At 58.9% G+C, this 14,842-nt stretch carries 14 protein-coding genes; 11 read left to right on the top strand and 3 right to left on the bottom strand.

Features of this window, described 5'->3' with window-relative positions; all coding sequences use genetic code 11:
- Window positions 1-37 precede the first annotated feature (37 nt).
- The 8 genes from ubiE to IF205_RS01525 all read left to right on the top strand — a co-directional run bounded on the left by ubiE (window position 38) and on the right by IF205_RS01525 (window position 7,859).
- Window positions 38-814 carry a bifunctional demethylmenaquinone methyltransferase/2-methoxy-6-polyprenyl-1,4-benzoquinol methylase UbiE gene (gene ubiE / locus IF205_RS01560; protein WP_259781530.1) on the top strand — a complete coding sequence of 259 codons (777 nt, stop codon included), beginning with the start codon at window positions 38-40 and terminating at the stop codon, window positions 812-814.
- An 86-nt stretch (window positions 815-900) separates the two neighbouring features.
- Window positions 901-2,469 (top strand): 2-polyprenylphenol 6-hydroxylase, encoded by a 1,569-nt coding sequence (gene ubiB / locus IF205_RS01555; protein ID WP_259781529.1) that lies wholly within the window; start codon window positions 901-903, stop codon window positions 2,467-2,469.
- Between the two features lie 344 nt (window positions 2,470-2,813).
- The gene (gene coaBC / locus IF205_RS01550; RefSeq protein WP_259781528.1) at window positions 2,814-4,061 is read left to right on the top strand and encodes a bifunctional phosphopantothenoylcysteine decarboxylase/phosphopantothenate--cysteine ligase CoaBC; all 1,248 of its coding nucleotides are present in this window, start codon (window positions 2,814-2,816) and stop codon (window positions 4,059-4,061) included.
- A 57-nt stretch (window positions 4,062-4,118) separates the two neighbouring features.
- Entirely contained in the window at window positions 4,119-4,586 is a 468-nt protein-coding gene (dut, locus tag IF205_RS01545) for a dUTP diphosphatase (protein ID WP_259781527.1), read from the top strand.
- Window positions 4,587-4,629: 43 nt separating this feature from the next.
- Window positions 4,630-5,082, top strand: coding sequence for an RrF2 family transcriptional regulator (locus IF205_RS01540; protein WP_259781526.1), 453 nt, complete (start codon window positions 4,630-4,632; stop codon window positions 5,080-5,082).
- A gap of 66 nt (window positions 5,083-5,148) precedes the next feature.
- Window positions 5,149-6,105 (top strand): cysteine synthase A, encoded by a 957-nt coding sequence (gene cysK, locus IF205_RS01535; RefSeq protein WP_259781525.1) that lies wholly within the window; start codon window positions 5,149-5,151, stop codon window positions 6,103-6,105.
- Between the two features lie 72 nt (window positions 6,106-6,177).
- On the top strand, window positions 6,178-6,963 hold the full coding sequence (locus IF205_RS01530; RefSeq protein WP_259781524.1) for a HesA/MoeB/ThiF family protein: 786 nt from the start codon (window positions 6,178-6,180) through the stop codon (window positions 6,961-6,963).
- The gene (locus tag IF205_RS01525) at window positions 6,960-7,859 is read left to right on the top strand and encodes a hypothetical protein (protein WP_259781523.1); all 900 of its coding nucleotides are present in this window, start codon (window positions 6,960-6,962) and stop codon (window positions 7,857-7,859) included. The genes IF205_RS01530 and IF205_RS01525 overlap by 4 nt, the downstream gene beginning before the upstream one ends.
- On the opposite strand, the gene IF205_RS01520 is transcribed toward IF205_RS01525, so the two are convergent.
- Window positions 7,834-9,210: an MATE family efflux transporter gene (locus tag IF205_RS01520; RefSeq protein ID WP_259781522.1), complete on the bottom strand. Its 1,377-nt coding sequence runs from the start codon at window positions 9,208-9,210 to the stop codon at window positions 7,834-7,836. The genes IF205_RS01525 and IF205_RS01520 overlap by 26 nt on opposite strands.
- Window positions 9,211-9,431: 221 nt before the next feature.
- Between IF205_RS01520 and cobO the strand changes: the two genes are divergently transcribed.
- The 3 genes from cobO to IF205_RS01505 all read left to right on the top strand — a co-directional run bounded on the left by cobO (window position 9,432) and on the right by IF205_RS01505 (window position 12,312).
- Window positions 9,432-10,055 (top strand): cob(I)yrinic acid a,c-diamide adenosyltransferase, encoded by a 624-nt coding sequence (gene cobO, locus IF205_RS01515; protein WP_259781521.1) that lies wholly within the window; start codon window positions 9,432-9,434, stop codon window positions 10,053-10,055.
- Between the two features lie 65 nt (window positions 10,056-10,120).
- Window positions 10,121-10,813 (top strand): lipid-binding SYLF domain-containing protein, encoded by a 693-nt coding sequence (locus IF205_RS01510; RefSeq protein ID WP_259781520.1) that lies wholly within the window; start codon window positions 10,121-10,123, stop codon window positions 10,811-10,813.
- A 23-nt stretch (window positions 10,814-10,836) separates the two neighbouring features.
- Window positions 10,837-12,312, top strand: a complete 1,476-nt coding sequence (locus IF205_RS01505; protein ID WP_259781519.1) for a cobyric acid synthase — start codon at window positions 10,837-10,839, stop codon at window positions 12,310-12,312.
- A gap of 3 nt (window positions 12,313-12,315) precedes the next feature.
- On the opposite strand, the gene cbiB is transcribed toward IF205_RS01505, so the two are convergent.
- Together cbiB and IF205_RS01495 are read right to left on the bottom strand one after the other, a co-directional pair.
- A complete protein-coding gene (gene cbiB, locus IF205_RS01500; protein ID WP_259781518.1) occupies window positions 12,316-13,332 on the bottom strand; it encodes an adenosylcobinamide-phosphate synthase CbiB in 1,017 nt (338 codons plus the stop codon).
- Window positions 13,333-13,383: 51 nt separating this feature from the next.
- Entirely contained in the window at window positions 13,384-14,649 is a 1,266-nt protein-coding gene (locus tag IF205_RS01495) for an EAL domain-containing protein (RefSeq protein ID WP_259781517.1), read from the bottom strand.
- Between the last annotated feature and the right edge of the window lie 193 nt (window positions 14,650-14,842).

The following is a 14,842-nucleotide window of genomic DNA, read 5'->3' as shown; positions in this document are numbered from 1 at the left end:
CTGGTTTTCCGGATGCGGCTAGAGTAAAGTCCCGCTCATGACAGAAAAGCAGACATTCGCCACTGAAAACGACCGTGCCGCCGAGACCGTTTCCTTCGGTTTCCAGGAGGTCGATGCGTCGAAAAAAGCCGGGCTTGTGCAAGGGGTCTTCGAATCCGTTGCGGGTAACTACGACCTGATGAATGACCTCATGTCCATGGGCATTCACCGGTTCTGGAAGACAACCCTGATCGATATGATCAAGCCCCGGTCGGATATGCATTTGCTGGACGTGGCAGGTGGCACCGGCGATATCGCGTTTCGTTTCCTGGAACGCGGCGGCGGGCATGTCACCGTCTGCGACCTGACCGAAGGCATGGTGCGCGTGGGCCGCGACCGCGCTATCGACCAGGGTATCCTGTCGGGCGTGGACTGGACTGTGGGCGATGCACAGCATCTGCCCCTGCCGGACCGGTCGGTGGATGTCTATACGATCGCTTTCGGGCTGCGCAATGTCACCCATCCGGAACTGGCCCTGAAAGAGGCGCATCGTGTGCTCAAGCCGGGCGGCAAATTCTTCTGCCTGGAATTCAGTCATGTGGTGCTGCCGGTTCTGGACCGGGTCTATGACGAATATTCTTTCCGTCTGCTGCCCTGGCTGGGGCAGGTGGTCGCCAAGGATCGCGATTCCTACGAATATCTGGTGGAAAGCATCCGGCGGTTCCCGAAACAGGAAGTGCTGGCCGGGATGATGCGCGACGTCGGTTTCAATCAGGCGAAGTTCCGCAACCTGTCCGGGGGGATCGCCGCCATTCACAGCGGCTGGCGGATTTAAGGCAAGTCCCCGGATAATTTCTTTCTGGTTTGCGCGTGGTAAAGTCCGCGTGCTTTTTGTGAGATGACCTGATAAATGCCTTGGCTATGGTGAAAGCAGTTGTAAATAGTCTTCGGCTGTTGGGCATTGCCCGGACATTGGCGAAGCATGATGCGCTCTGGCCGTTTGAACAGGCCGGGGTGTCCAAGGCCGCCCTTTTTCTGCCCCGGCTGATCTGGGGGCGACGCAAAACGGGCCGTCCCGGCGAACGGTTGGCGGATGCCCTGACCGACCTGGGTCCGACTTTCATCAAACTGGGGCAGGCCCTGTCAGTGCGATCCGATCTGGTCGGCGAACAGATCGCCGAAGATCTGACGCGGTTGCAGGACCAGTTGCCACCTTTCCCATATGAGCGGGCCAAGGCCACGGTGGAACGCGAGTTGGGTGTTCCCCTGTCCGACGTCTACAGTGAATTTTCAGAACAGCCCGTGGCCGCCGCGTCGATTGCACAGGTGCATCGCGCCCGCACGACCGAAGGCGAGGAAGTGGCTGTTAAAATCCTGCGTCCCGGCGTGGAGCAGAACTTTGAACGCGACCTGACGCTCTTCGTCTGGCTGGCGCGGCTGACGGAGCGGCATTACCCCAAGATGCGCCGCCTGCGCCTGATCGACGTGGTGGAGACCTTCCGCGAGTGGGTGTCGCTTGAAATGGATCTGCGGCTTGAGGCCGCGGCGGCGTCTGAGCTGGCGGAAAACTGTTCCGATGAGGAAGGCTTCCGCGTGCCGTCGGTGGACTGGCAGCGTACGGCCAAGCGGGTGTTGACCATCGAATGGATCAACGGGCTTCGCATCGACGATGCGGAAGGTCTGGAAAAGGCCGGTCACGACACGACCAAGATTCTGGAAAACTCTGCCCGCGTCTTCTTCCTGCAGGTTTTCCGTGATGGCTTTTTCCATGCCGATATTCACCCCGGCAATATGTTCGTGACCGAAGACGGCACCCTGGTGCCGGTGGATTTCGGCATCATGGGGCGCGTGGATTGGCGTCTGCGTATCTTCCTGGCGGATATGCTGGTGGGCTTCCTGCAGCAGGATTACCGCCGGGTGTCGGATGTGCATTTCGATATGGGGGTCGTGCCGCCCTATAAGTCACGGGATCATTTCACACAGGCGCTGCGCGCCATTGGCGAGCCGCTTCTGGGCAAGCCGCTGAACGAGATTTCGCTGGGCCGCCTGCTGGCCCATCTGTTCCAGACCACCGAAGACTTCGACATGGAAACCCAGCCGGACCTGCTCCTGTTGCAGAAGACCATGCTGGTGGCCGAAGGGGTCGGGCGTATCCTGAACCCGAAGGTCAATATGTGGGTGCTGGCACAGCCCCTGATCGAGGACTGGATGATGGCCAACCGGGGGCCGGAAGCGCGCCTGCGTGAATTCGCCGGCGATGCGGCCACCTGGATGCGCCGCCTGCCTGCGGTGCTGGAAAAGGCGGACCGGGCGCTTGACCGCCTGGAGGCAGACCATACCGACGAGACCCGCAAGCGACCCTATGGCAAGGGGCTGGCCGTTTCCACACGGCCTTCCTCTGGCACCAAACGGGCAACGGCGGGCATGGTGGTTAGTGTTCTGGCGCTGGTTTTTGCCACTGCAGCCCTGACGCTGGTGCTGGCGGGTTAAAAAAGCAGCAACCTTCCTGACTGCACATGTGGTTAGGGCCGCAACACTGTCCTATTTCACGTCATAATCATTTTAAATCAATAAGGTAATGCAGATGTGCTGTGGGTATGTCTGGGACTAAAACTGCAAAAGAAGTTTTTAAAATGCCGGATATTACTATATATAGTAGGTTTCTATGAGGTCCTAACTACAGAAAAAGTTAATCATTGGTTAAACAATCCGGTATCAAACAGATTTAATTAAAATTGAATCCTTTTCCTGAAAAGCTGTTTGCCTTTTCCGGTCAAATCAGCAAATCTACAATCAGCTTATGTGATTAAAGATATTTACCGGGACGTCGGGCGATGAACCAAAATAAACGCATCCTGTTGGTTATTTCCGGTGGGATCGCTGCGTACAAGTCACTGGACCTTATTCGCCGTATGCGGGAAAAGGGATTTTCCGTCCGGGCGATTCTGACCAAAGGCGGGGCTGAATTTATCACGCCCTTGTCTGTGGCGGCGCTGACGGAGGACAAGGTCTATACGGACCTCTTCTCGCTTACCGATGAATCCGAAATGGGGCACATCCGGCTGTCCCGTGAAGCCGACCTTGTGGTGGTCGCACCGGCCTCCGCCGACCTGATCGCCAAGATGGCGAACGGAATGTGTAACGATCTTGCATCGACCGCCTTGCTGGCGACCGACAAGCCCGTGATGGTGGTCCCGGCGATGAATGTGCGGATGTGGGAACATCCCGCCACTCAGGCTAATATCTCCACCCTGAAATCACGCGGTGTCATCCAGGTCGGGCCGACCGAAGGCGCGATGGCCTGCGGTGAGTTCGGTCTGGGGCGCATGAGCGAGCCTGCGGACATCGTAACCGCGATCCAGGATCACTTTAAAAACGATACGATATCGAAACAGGTGAATGGTAGCAGGCTTTCGGCGCTGGTAACCTCCGGGCCGACTCATGAGCCGATCGACCCCGTTCGCTATATCGCAAATCGGTCTTCCGGCCGTCAGGGGCATGCGATTGCAGCCGCATTGGCGGCGCGTGGCATTGAGACGACGCTTGTCTCTGGGCCGACCGACCTGCCGGACCCGGAAGGTGTCGCCACGATCCATGTAGAGACCGCCCAGGAGATGTTGGACGCCTGCAAAAGTCACCTGAACGTCGATGTTGCGATTTGTGCCGCTGCGGTCGCCGACTGGCGAGTCGATCACGCCGGAAACCAGAAAATCAAAAAGCAGAACGGGTTGCTGCCCGAACTGACGCTGACGGAAAACCCGGACATCCTGGCGACACTGTCCCAGGCCGGGAAAGAGCGTCCGGAACTGGTTGTTGGTTTCGCAGCCGAAACAGAAAATGTGGTTGAAAACGCGGTTCACAAGCGTGCACGTAAAAGTTGTGACTGGATTTTGGCAAATGACGTCTCCCCGGAGACGGGAACCTTTGGCGGGGCGGAAAACCTGATCCATTTCATCCATGACGACGGCGTCGAGGACTGGCCGAAAATGACAAAGCAAGCGGTAGCGGAACGATTGGCCGACCGCATTGTCGATCATTTTTCCGGTCGGGAAAAAACATCATCGAAGGATGCCGCGGAGTGATCTTCGGCAGCTTTCGAAAACTCTATATGTAGTAATGAGAAAATTTTGGGGCACATAATGAGCAAAGAAGTCAGCGTTAAAATCACCCGCACGGCGCATGGCGAAGGGTTGGACCTGCCGGCCTATGCAACCGAACACAGCGCGGGCATGGACCTTCTGGCGGCGATCCCGGAAAGCCATGTCATTCATCCGGGCAAGCGTGCCCTGATCCCGGCGGGTATCAAGATCGCCCTGCCGGACGGTTTCGAGGCGCAGGTCCGCCCCCGTTCCGGACTGGCGTTGCGCGAAGGTGTTACCTGCCTGAATGCGCCGGGCACCATTGACGCGGACTATCGCGGCGAGGTCGGCGTCATCCTGATCAACCACGGCGAAGAGGACTTCGTGGTGACCCGCGGCATGCGGATCGCCCAGATGGTGGTCGCGCCCTACAGCCGGGTGCAGTGGCAGGAAAGCGGCAGCCTGGATGAAACCGCGCGCGGCGAAGGGGGCTTCGGGTCGACCGGAACCCACGGCAAGGGTGAGTGAACCTGCCCCCATGTCGGTCAAGAATTGCTAGAGGTCTGAAGTTATGCGTTTGACGAAGAAACTGATGTTCGCAATCGAGGCGGTGCTGGATATTGCCTACCATGCCGCCGATCTGCCGGTGCAAAGCAAGGAGATCGCAGAACGTCAGGGCATTCCCCGCCGATATCTGGAGCAGGTCCTGCAGAATCTTGTGCGCGCCGACATCCTGCGCGGTGTGCGCGGGCCGCGTGGTGGCTATCGTCTGGCGCGCGAACGCCGCAACATCTCGGTCGCCGATATTGTGCGCGTGGTTCAGGAAATGGACGGCGCGATGGATCCGCTGACCGACCCGGCGGGCTCCGAACTGGGCCATGCGGTGCTGCGTCCGCTTTGGCAGGAGCTGGAAGATCAGGCCATGGTCCGTCTGGAAAAGACCAGCATCGAGGACCTGTGCCGCAATGCCCAGGAAGCGGGTATCGAAAGCCAGAGCCAGAGCACATTCGATTTCATGATCTGACGCCGGTTGCGGCCGGACCGTCGGGTCACAACATAACAGAGACAATTTACAGAGAGGTTTATAGAGATGGCTGAAGGTGAATTTCGCGGACGTATTTACGACAATCTGGTGGATACCATCGGCGCAACGCCTTTGGTCCGTCTGAGCCGCTTTGCCGAAGAAAACGGGGTTGAGGCGGAAATCCTCGCCAAGCTTGAATTCTTCAATCCTCTGAGCAGCGTGAAGGACCGGATCGGCCGTGGCATGATCGACGCCATGGAAGCCGAGGGCGTCATCACGCCGGGCAAGACCGTCCTGGTGGAGCCGACCTCGGGCAATACCGGGATCGCGCTGGCCTTCGTGGCGGCGGCCAAGGGCTATCGCCTGATCCTGACCATGCCGGAAAGCATGTCTATTGAACGCCGCAAGATGCTGAAGCTTTTGGGCGCGGAACTGGAACTGACCCCGGCGGCAAAAGGCATGAAGGGCGCGATCGACCGCGCCGGTGAGCTGTTGAAGGAACTGCCGGATGCCGCCATGCCACAGCAATTCCACAACAAGGCCAACCCGGAAGCCCATCGCAAGGGCACGGCGGAAGAAATCTGGAAAGACAGCGGCGGCAATGTGGATGTCCTGATTTCCGGCGTTGGTACCGGCGGCACGCTGACCGGCGTTGGTGAAGTCATCAAACAGCGCAACCCGAACTTCCATGTTGTGGCAGTCGAACCGGAAGACAGCCCGGTTCTGTCCGGCGGCCAGCCGGGCCCGCATAAAATTCAGGGGATTGGCGCAGGCTTCGTCCCGGACGTCCTGAATACGGAGCTGATCGACGAAGTCGTTCGCATTGCCAATGAAACCGCCTTCAGCACGTCGCGCAATGTGGCGAAACTGGAAGGCCTGCCGGTCGGCATTTCCTCCGGCGCCGCCTTGGCCGCAGCCGTCGAGGTGGGCAAGCGCCCGGAAATGAAAGGCAAGCGGATCGTGGTCATTCTGGCAAGCTGTGCAGAACGCTATCTGTCCACGAGCCTGTTTGACGGACTGTAAGAATTAACACTGTCGACGCGCCCCTTCCTGATGCTAAGGGAGGGGCGTCTTCTCTTTCCGGAATATGTGCCGATGACCCGTACCGACCTGACTGACGCCGAACTGGAACGCTATGCCCGCCATGTCATCCTGGATGAGGTGGGGGAAGACGGCCAGTTAAAGCTTTTGCAATCCAAAGTGCTGGTGGTCGGCGCAGGCGGCCTTGGCTCGCCGGTGCTGCTCTATCTGGCGGCGGCCGGGGTCGGCACCTTGGGCATTGTCGATCATGACGTGGTCGATACCACCAACCTGCAGCGTCAGGTCATTCATTCCACCGACGATGTGGGCGACGCCAAAGTTGCCAGCGCGGCGGAGCGGATCGAGGCGCTCAATCCCGATATCACCGTCCATGAACATCGCCAGCGCCTGAACGCGGCCAATGCCATGGGCCTGATCGACGGCTATGACCTTGTGGTGGATGGCAGCGATAATTTCGCCGCGCGTTACCTGCTGAACGACGCCTGCTATTTCGCAAAAAAGACTTTGGTCAGCGCGGCCCTGGTTCGCTTTGAGGGCCAGGTCTCTGTCTACAAAACCCAGGACGGCGGGCCGTGTTATCGCTGTCTCTTCCCGCAGGCCCCCGACCCGGATCTGGTCCCCCGTTGCGATACGGTGGGCATTCTGGGTTCGATTGCCGGCGTGGTCGGCTGTATCCAGGCCACGGAAGTCCTGAAGGAAATTCTGGGGATTGGCACCGGTCTGGTCGGTCAGCTTCTGCTATTCGATGCGCTGGACATGAACACCCGGAAAATCAAAACCAAGCGCGATCCCAATTGCGCGCTTTGCGGGGATAATCCGACGATTACGGCGCTTGGATGATCCGTCAGCAGGAAATTCCGACCCGCTTCATGGACGGGTTTGAGGATTACTACCAACAACTCCTGCGTCCATGCCTCAAGGGATTGCGGCGGCGTGAGAAGTTAAGCAAGAAACTCAAGTCCCTGGTTGATGGACAGGTGGAAGCCTATCCGGAGGCGCAGGACGTTATCTTTGATGAGGCGGTCCGTTATCTCAATCTGGCGTCGGCCCCGGAGACGTCGTCACCCAAGCCGCTTGAACTGCATGCACTGACAAAGGCGCTGCCGGGATTCGACGGGCTGTTGAAGCCGGATGGTATCTTTCGTCTGGTGCGTCACCGGGACCTGCATTTCGAAGCCTTCAGTTGTTATTACGGCAAGCTGCAATGGCGGGCTGAACGTATTTATAGCTATTTACACGATCCGGTCGGGTGGCGGATACGCCTTCATATGACCACCGGTTTCGGATTTTCGGATACGGATCTGGATCAGGGCGGCGTGGTTCTGCGCTGTCTGCTGCCTGAGAATCTGGAAGGCCGGTATCTGGTGGCAAGCAGCGATATGCGCTTGCTCAACGATGAGAATTTTGACCGCACGGCTTTCGCATGGCAGGGAGAGGCGGATATGGGAAGTCTGGTGCCCAACCTTACGGTCCTGGCCGCAGACAAGGATGAAAGCCATCTCTTCTGGCAGGCGGGGATGCAGGCCCTGTTCCGCCAAATCGCCAATATCTATGGCCCGATGACCGTGGTCTTTGACGGGCGATGGCTGGAAATCCTGATCTGGGCGGTCGATGATCCCTATGCGGTGTTTGATTTCCCGCGCGATTTTTACAAGACCGCGCGGGTCTCCACATCCCGGCTGTCCCTGTTGCCGGAACTGGTCTCGCGGATCAAGGAAGCGAGCGTTTTGGCTTGATACAAAGCCAGGTCCAGCGGCTGGTCACCACGGTGACCGAGACGGCACTGCCGACGGCGATGGCCTCGAACAGGCCGAAAACGCCGTGATCCAGAACCTGCGTGAAAAGATAGCCGCAGGGGATCATCACCATCATATAGGACACGAAATTCATGGCTGTCGGAATCCAGGTGTCTGCCGCGCCGCGCAGGGCCTGGGCCATGACGATCTGGCCGCCGTCGCCGAACATGATAAAGCCGATTAGTGCGATGGATGGCAGGGCCAGCGTGATCAGATGTTCGTCGGTCAGGTAAATGCCGATGACGGTTTCCGGCACCGTCCAAAGGGCCATGGCGCATAGGCCCATGATGGCCCATGTCGCGGCCAGCCCGGTCCACCCGGCAAGCGCGCGGTCCGGCCAGTCGCGGCGGCCATGGGCGATGCCGACCCGCACCGATGTGGCGGTGGCAAACCCCAATGCACTCATGAAGATCATGGCCAGCATATTCATGCAGACGCCATAGATGGCGGAGGCCTCGGTCCCCAGCCAACCCGCATAGATCGCCATCACACCGAAGGCAAATGTCTCGAAACCATAGGAAAGCCCGGCGGCATAGCCGTAGCGGCGTTGCTGGCGGCTTTGCTGCCACCAGCCCTTGGGCAGCTTCTGGCGAATGCCCAAGGCATGGTGATCCTTCAGCCACCAGACATAGGCAATAATCCCGATTGCCATGGTCCAGCGTGCGATTGCCGTGGCAAGGGCCGCCCCTTCCGCGCCCATTTCGGGCAGGCCCCAAAGGCCATAGATGAACAACGGATTGATGATGATATTGGCAAGGTTGCCAAGGGCGATGGCGAACAGCACGGGATAGGGGCGTCGCAGGCCCTCCAGGAAAAAGGTCGTTGTGGTGAACAGCATCGCAGGCAGCAGGCCCAGTCCCTGCAGCAGGAAGACATTGATGCAGGTTTGCACCAGTTCGGCTGCTGGCCGGGTCCAGGAGAAATAGGCCTCGCCAAAGAAAGACAGGCCGCCCAGCGCCAGACCGACCAGGGCGGCATAGGGGATGGACTGTTTCCAGACCCGCCCGACCTCTGCGGCATTGTCACTGCTGTCGGAATGGGCGGTGGCGATAAGGGTGCCCATCATCAGGCCGACGCCGAATACCATCAGGACGATAAAGGGCGATGTGCCCAGCGTATATCCGGCCACTTCCTCCGGCGCCATATGGCCCAGCATGGCGGTATCCACGGCGGTGAGCAGCAGCAGCCCCGCACGGCTGGCGATCACCGGCGTTGCCAGACGCAGGAATTCATTCAGATGCCGCTTGATGCGGCCCGGCGCCCGTTCGATGATGGTTTCGTTGATATCCATGGCCCCTCCCGATATTCCATAACTGGCCGGGTGGCGGGGCTGCGTCAATTTAAATCAGACGCATGCCATGTTGTAGCCAAATTCACCGCCTATAGACACGGATGCAGACCGGTGAAGGTCGTATTCTGACGGGGCTGTGTCTCCTTTGGGATTGCCAGAATTCGGTCGAATCAGGCTATAGTCGCGGCAGAGCCAAATCATGTCTGAGAAGGGTGGATTCCATGAAGACCGAAGGTATGACCGAAGAAGAAATCAATCAGCGCCACGCGGAAAAAATGGCCAAGAAAAAGGCTGCGCGGGACAAGATGATCGCGACCAAGGACAAGGAAGGCGGTCTGCTGATGGTTCATACCGGCAAGGGCAAGGGCAAGACCACGGCTGCCATGGGCCTGGCTGCGCGTGCGGTCGGCAACGGCAAACGTGTCTGCATTGTCCAGTTTGTCAAAGGCGTGTGGAACACGGGCGAGCGGGTTGTCCTGGAAAAATTCCCGGAACTTTGCGTTATGAAGGCCATGGGCGAAGGGTTCACCTGGGACACCCAGGACCGCGAACGCGATATCGCCGCAGCCCAGGCTGCCTGGGCCTATGCCAAGGAGGTCATGGCGGACCCGTCCTTCGATATGGTGATCCTGGACGAGTTGAATATTGTCATGCGCTATGACTATCTGGACCTGAATGACATTATCGAAACGCTGAAGAACAAGCGTGACGATCTGCATGTGGTCGTGACCGGCCGCAATGCGAAGGAAGAACTGATCGAGATTGCGGACCTCGTGACCGAAATGACCCAGGTGAAACATCACTTCCGGGCCGGTTACAAGGCGCAGATCGCAATCGAATTTTAAACCGGACGCTCTGCTTGACGGTGGGACGCAGCGGGGCCCGGACAATAAGGAAACGGAGTGTCGATATGAACAAATGGATCTCTGCCCTTCTTGCGGTGGGTCTGGGCCTGTCCGTGGCAACGGCGGCCTATGCCAGCCCCAAGGAGGACGCCCAGGAACTCGTCGATGAGGCGTTGTACACCGTCAAGAAGATGAGCAACCATGAACGCCATGGTGAAAAGGTCAAACATTACATGAAGGACGCCAAGGCGGTCTTTGTCGTGCCGGAATTGCTGAAAGGCGCATTCCTGGTCGGCGGTGAAGGCGGCAGTGGCGTTCTCCTGGCGCGGGCCGACAATGGCGAATGGAGTTATCCGGCCTTTTTCGACATGGGGTCCGGCAGTATCGGTCTTCAGATCGGTGCGCAATCGTCCGAACTGATGCTGATTGTCATGACCGGCAAGGGCCTGTCCGCGATTCTGAACAACAAGGTGAAACTGGGTGGCGACATCAGCGCGGCCGTCGGGCCGGTCGGTGAGGGCCTGGAAGCCTCCACCACCACCAACCTCGGTGCGGATGTGATTGCCTATTCCACCAGCAAGGGGGCCTTCATCGGTGCCTCTGTCGATGGCGCGGTCATCTGGGCGGATCATGAGGACAACATGGGCTATTACGACAATACCAGCGCCACGCCCAAGGATATCGTCCTGAATGGCAAATACGCCAATGCCCATGCGGACAAGCTGCGCGAACTGCTCGCCAGTTTTCCCCATAACTGATCAGTTGAAACGGTAATCGACACATGACGGCCACGCGCCCCCCGGCACTGATGTTCCAGGGAACCGGATCGGATGTGGGCAAGTCCCTGCTGGTTGCAGGGCTTGCCCGCGCCTATACGCGGCGTGGCCTGACCGTGCGTCCTTTCAAGCCACAGAATATGTCCAATAATGCCGCCGTCACGGCAGACGGTGGTGAGATCGGCCGGGCCCAGGCCCTGCAGGCGCGCGCCTGTGGTGTCCCGCCCAGCGTTCATATGAACCCGGTTCTGCTGAAACCCCAGACGGATATGGGGTCTCAGGTCGTGGTGCAGGGCAAGGTCTATGCAACCGCAAAGGCCCGTGACTATTACAAGCTGAAGTCCGAACTGCTGCCGAAGGTGCTGGAAAGTTTTGACCAACTCGGTGGCGAGGCAGACTTGCTGCTGGTCGAAGGTGCGGGCAGCCCGGCGGAAGTAAACCTGCGTAATGGCGATATTGCGAATATGGGCTTTGCGGAGGCCGCCGATATCCCGGTCGTCCTGGTCGCCGATATCGCCCGGGGCGGTGTGATCGCAAGTCTGGTCGGAACCTGGCAGGTGCTGGAAGACAGCGAACGCGACCGGTTGAAGGGCTATATCGTTAACAAGTTCCGGGGTGACCCGACCCTGTTCGACAGCGGTCTGGAGATCATCGGCGATCATACCGGCATGCCAAGCTTTGGCGTGCTGCCGTGGTTCGCGGCGGCGGCCAGGCTGCCTGCGGAGGATGCGGTGGCGCTGGAACGTCCCGCCGACGATTGTGGCAAGGGGATCAAGGTGGTGGTGCCCCGGCTCGACCGGATTGCCAATTTCGATGACCTCGATCCGCTGTCTGCGGAACCGGATGTGTCGGTGACCTTCATTTCGCCGGGCACGCCCCTGCCCATGGATGCGGACCTTGTCCTGCTGCCGGGATCGAAGACAACCATCGCCGACTTGCAGGCCTTTCGGGCGGAAGGTTGGGAGATCGACCTGAAGGCCTATCTGCGCCGTGGCGGCATGGTGGTCGGGCTCTGTGCCGGATATCAGATGTTGGGTAAGGTCATTTCGGACCCGGATGGAATTGAAGGACCCGCCGGTTCGGTGGACGGGCTGGGGCTGCTGGACACGGAAACGGCACTGACCGGCGACAAGGCGCTTTACGAAGAGCAGGGCGTTGACCTCTCCACCGGCGCCAGTGTTCATGGGTATGAAATGCATATGGGCCGCACCCGTGGGCCGGGCCTGCAACGGCCGATGCTGCAATTGGGCAGCGGGCCGGACGGGGCGATTTCCCAAGACGGACGCGTGATGGGCTGTTACCTGCACGGGTTGTTTGCCGATGATGATTTCCGTGCCGCCTTCCTGTCGCGCTTCCGGGAAGGACGTCAGGCGGAAACCCGCTATGACGCGATGGTCGAACAGACACTCGATAATCTGGCGGATCATCTGGAGGCGCATCTGGATCTGGACGCGTTGCTGGCAACTGCGAAAGCCGGTTGATCCCTAGATCAGACCCTGGAAATCAATAAAGACCAGCGCGAAGGTCAGGGTCCCGGCAAGGACCAGACCATTGGCGACTGCGTAGACATATTGCGCGGCGCGGATGTCGCCAGCGGTCAGGCGTGCCCGGCCATCGCCGATCCAGGCTGCCTCGCTGATGCCGCCCGGATAGCGTCTTGGCCCGCCCAATGCCAGATCGAGCGCCCCAGCCATGGCTCCTTCCGGCCAGCCGGCGTTGGGCGAGGCGTGCTTTCCGGCAAATCGGATCATGCTGCGCGCGGCCTGCACGGGGGCGGATTTCGGTGACAGGGCTGCCGCGAGGCAGACAAGGACGCCGGTCAGGCGTGCCGGAATCCAGTTGGCGAGATCATCGAACCGCGCCGCCGCCATGCCGAAATCCTTATAGCGCGCATTCCGGTAGCCGATCATGGAATCCAGCGTGTTGATCGCCTTATAGGCGAGAATGCCGGGCAGGCCGAAGATCAGATACCAGAAGGCCGGGGCAATGACGCCGTCGGCGAAGTTTTCCGCAAGCGATTCCACGGCTGCCCGTGCGACACCATGACTGTCCAACTGGCTTGGATCGCGCCCGACGATATGGGCAACGGCCTTGCGTCCACCTTCGAGGCCGTCGGCCTTCAGCGCCTTGGCCACATTGCCCACATGGGTAAACAGGCTGCGTGCGGCCAGCAGGATGGAAACCAGAAAGACCTCGATGCCCCAGCCGTAGGGAACCTGTCGCAGGCCCCGGTCCAGACCCCATCCGATCAGGGCGCAGAGGAGAACGACGAAGGCCGTGACCATTGCGCCCCGGATCATGCGGTTGCGGCTGCTGCGGCTTTCCCGGTTGAGGCGCTTGTCCAGAATACCGATCAGCCGCCCGATCAGGACGACGGGATGGGGGACAAAGCGGTAGAACCAGCGCATATCGCCCAAGGCCCAATCCAGAACGAGGGCCAGGGCAAGGATCATTGCGGTGGACAGGCCGAAGGCCGGAACGGCAAGGTCAATTGAATTCATGATGACGCGATCGACAGAGGGTTACGGTTGGCCTGCTGTCCGGGGTGTCTGTCAGGCCTGCTTTTGAGATTTGGCAGCCGACGACAGCTTTGAGAGCTGTTGCAGCGCCATATCAATATAGTGTCCCTGAAAGACAGTGATCCCCATTTCCTGGCCGGCGGTGATGATAGCCCGGCTGTCGCAGCGTGCAAGTATAATGCGGCCCTTGCCCTGACGGTTTATTTCTTTTGCCATGGCTTCCTTGCGCTCTGTCGAGGCGTTGGGGGAGAAGGTGTCGTCTGCAAAGACCTTCACCATATCCGCACCCAGAAGCTTTCGGTCCACGAAGGGCAGGGCATCTGCGGAAATCCCGTCTACGCAAATCCGATATCCGCGTTCCTTCACAAAGTCGCGGGCGAACTGATACATCGACATGTCAGCCAAAATGTCGATGAGGTGCAGTTCAATGATGATTGTCTCGCGTGATCCGGCATGCAGGCTGTTGTCAAAGGCGAGGAATTCCGGCTCCAGCAGCGTGTTGACGTTCAGGTTGACGGAAAAATGGGTCTGCAGGGCGCTGTCGCGCGCCTTGGACAGGCGGCTCAACATACGCTTGTCGAGGATTTGCGTCAGATGCTGGAACAGCCAGCGGTTGGACGCCAGATTGACATCGGGCAGCATGGATGTCGCCAGTTCCATGATGGAGACGTAAAGTTCCTTGAAGATCGGTTTGGGAGGCTCCTTGCCGGTAATGACGCAGACCGGCTGGCGCTTCATGACGTTGGTGATCTCCGTTCTTTCCAGATACTCCTCAAGACGTGCCAGTTGCGCCGTGGTCAGGGGATGGCGGCTGTCGGCGACATCTGCCGCGGTCTGGACCGCCATTTCCGAAAGACGCCGTTTACGGTCCTGATCCTTGGCGGCGATCTCCTTGCAGAAATCCATGAAGGCCGGATATTGCTTTTCCAGATTGTAGATGGTGGCGAATTGTCCATGGCCGCTTTCATGGTCTCCGGCGGCAATGACCAGGGGGTCGTCGCTGAACAGGCTGCGAAGCTGCATGATGATATCGTCCAGTTTCTTCAGGTCGACATCCTTGCTGACGAAAACCAGATCATTGTTTGCCAGAAGAAATGCCTGACAGTCGCTACCGGCAAAATTGCTGGAGACCGTGGACAAGGCTACGCGCAGGTGATGGTTGCGCCGATTGACGGATTTCAGCCGGGAGAGATGAACATGCACCGCATGGCGTCCCTCGCGATAACGTTCCAGGCGCTTTGCCAGATCAAACAGCGCCATTTCCTGGCTGCTTACGGTTGAACCTGTCCTGTATTCCATCTCTTAGCCCCCTATCTTTTTCCGCAGAATACAGCCTTCATTAGAAAATGATAAGATGAAAACAATAGTTTAAAATCAAATGGGTTAATATTTTGAAAATATCGCGCATTGCGCGATTATGCGGGCAAAACATTCTCCTTTCGGCTGATCGGCGGGAATACCCGGCATAGGCGCTTTGCATTGAGGTAGCGCA

The sequence above is a fragment of the Aestuariispira ectoiniformans genome (assembly GCF_025136295.1).
Taxonomy (GTDB): domain Bacteria; phylum Pseudomonadota; class Alphaproteobacteria; order UBA8366; family Aestuariispiraceae; genus Aestuariispira_A; species Aestuariispira_A ectoiniformans.
This window is presented reverse-complemented; position numbering and strand designations above follow the sequence as displayed.

Excerpts from the sequence above, each read along its gene's own strand:
- dut (WP_259781527.1), top strand. The coding sequence starts at position 4,119 with ATGAGCAAAGAAGTCAGCGTTAAAATCACCCGCACGGCGCATGGCGAA.
- coaBC (WP_259781528.1), top strand. The coding sequence starts at position 2,814 with ATGAACCAAAATAAACGCATCCTGTTGGTTATTTCCGGTGGGATCGCT.
- cobO (WP_259781521.1), top strand. The coding sequence starts at position 9,432 with ATGAAGACCGAAGGTATGACCGAAGAAGAAATCAATCAGCGCCACGCG.
- IF205_RS01525 (WP_259781523.1), top strand. The coding sequence starts at position 6,960 with ATGATCCGTCAGCAGGAAATTCCGACCCGCTTCATGGACGGGTTTGAG.
- ubiE (WP_259781530.1), top strand. The coding sequence starts at position 38 with ATGACAGAAAAGCAGACATTCGCCACTGAAAACGACCGTGCCGCCGAG.
- ubiB (WP_259781529.1), top strand. The coding sequence starts at position 901 with ATGGTGAAAGCAGTTGTAAATAGTCTTCGGCTGTTGGGCATTGCCCGG.
- IF205_RS01510 (WP_259781520.1), top strand. The coding sequence starts at position 10,121 with ATGAACAAATGGATCTCTGCCCTTCTTGCGGTGGGTCTGGGCCTGTCC.
- IF205_RS01505 (WP_259781519.1), top strand. The coding sequence starts at position 10,837 with ATGACGGCCACGCGCCCCCCGGCACTGATGTTCCAGGGAACCGGATCG.
- IF205_RS01530 (WP_259781524.1), top strand. The coding sequence starts at position 6,178 with ATGACCCGTACCGACCTGACTGACGCCGAACTGGAACGCTATGCCCGC.
- IF205_RS01520 (WP_259781522.1), bottom strand. The coding sequence starts at position 9,210 with ATGGATATCAACGAAACCATCATCGAACGGGCGCCGGGCCGCATCAAG.
- cysK (WP_259781525.1), top strand. The coding sequence starts at position 5,149 with ATGGCTGAAGGTGAATTTCGCGGACGTATTTACGACAATCTGGTGGAT.
- IF205_RS01495 (WP_259781517.1), bottom strand. The coding sequence starts at position 14,649 with ATGGAATACAGGACAGGTTCAACCGTAAGCAGCCAGGAAATGGCGCTG.
- cbiB (WP_259781518.1), bottom strand. The coding sequence starts at position 13,332 with ATGAATTCAATTGACCTTGCCGTTCCGGCCTTCGGCCTGTCCACCGCA.
- IF205_RS01540 (WP_259781526.1), top strand. The coding sequence starts at position 4,630 with ATGCGTTTGACGAAGAAACTGATGTTCGCAATCGAGGCGGTGCTGGAT.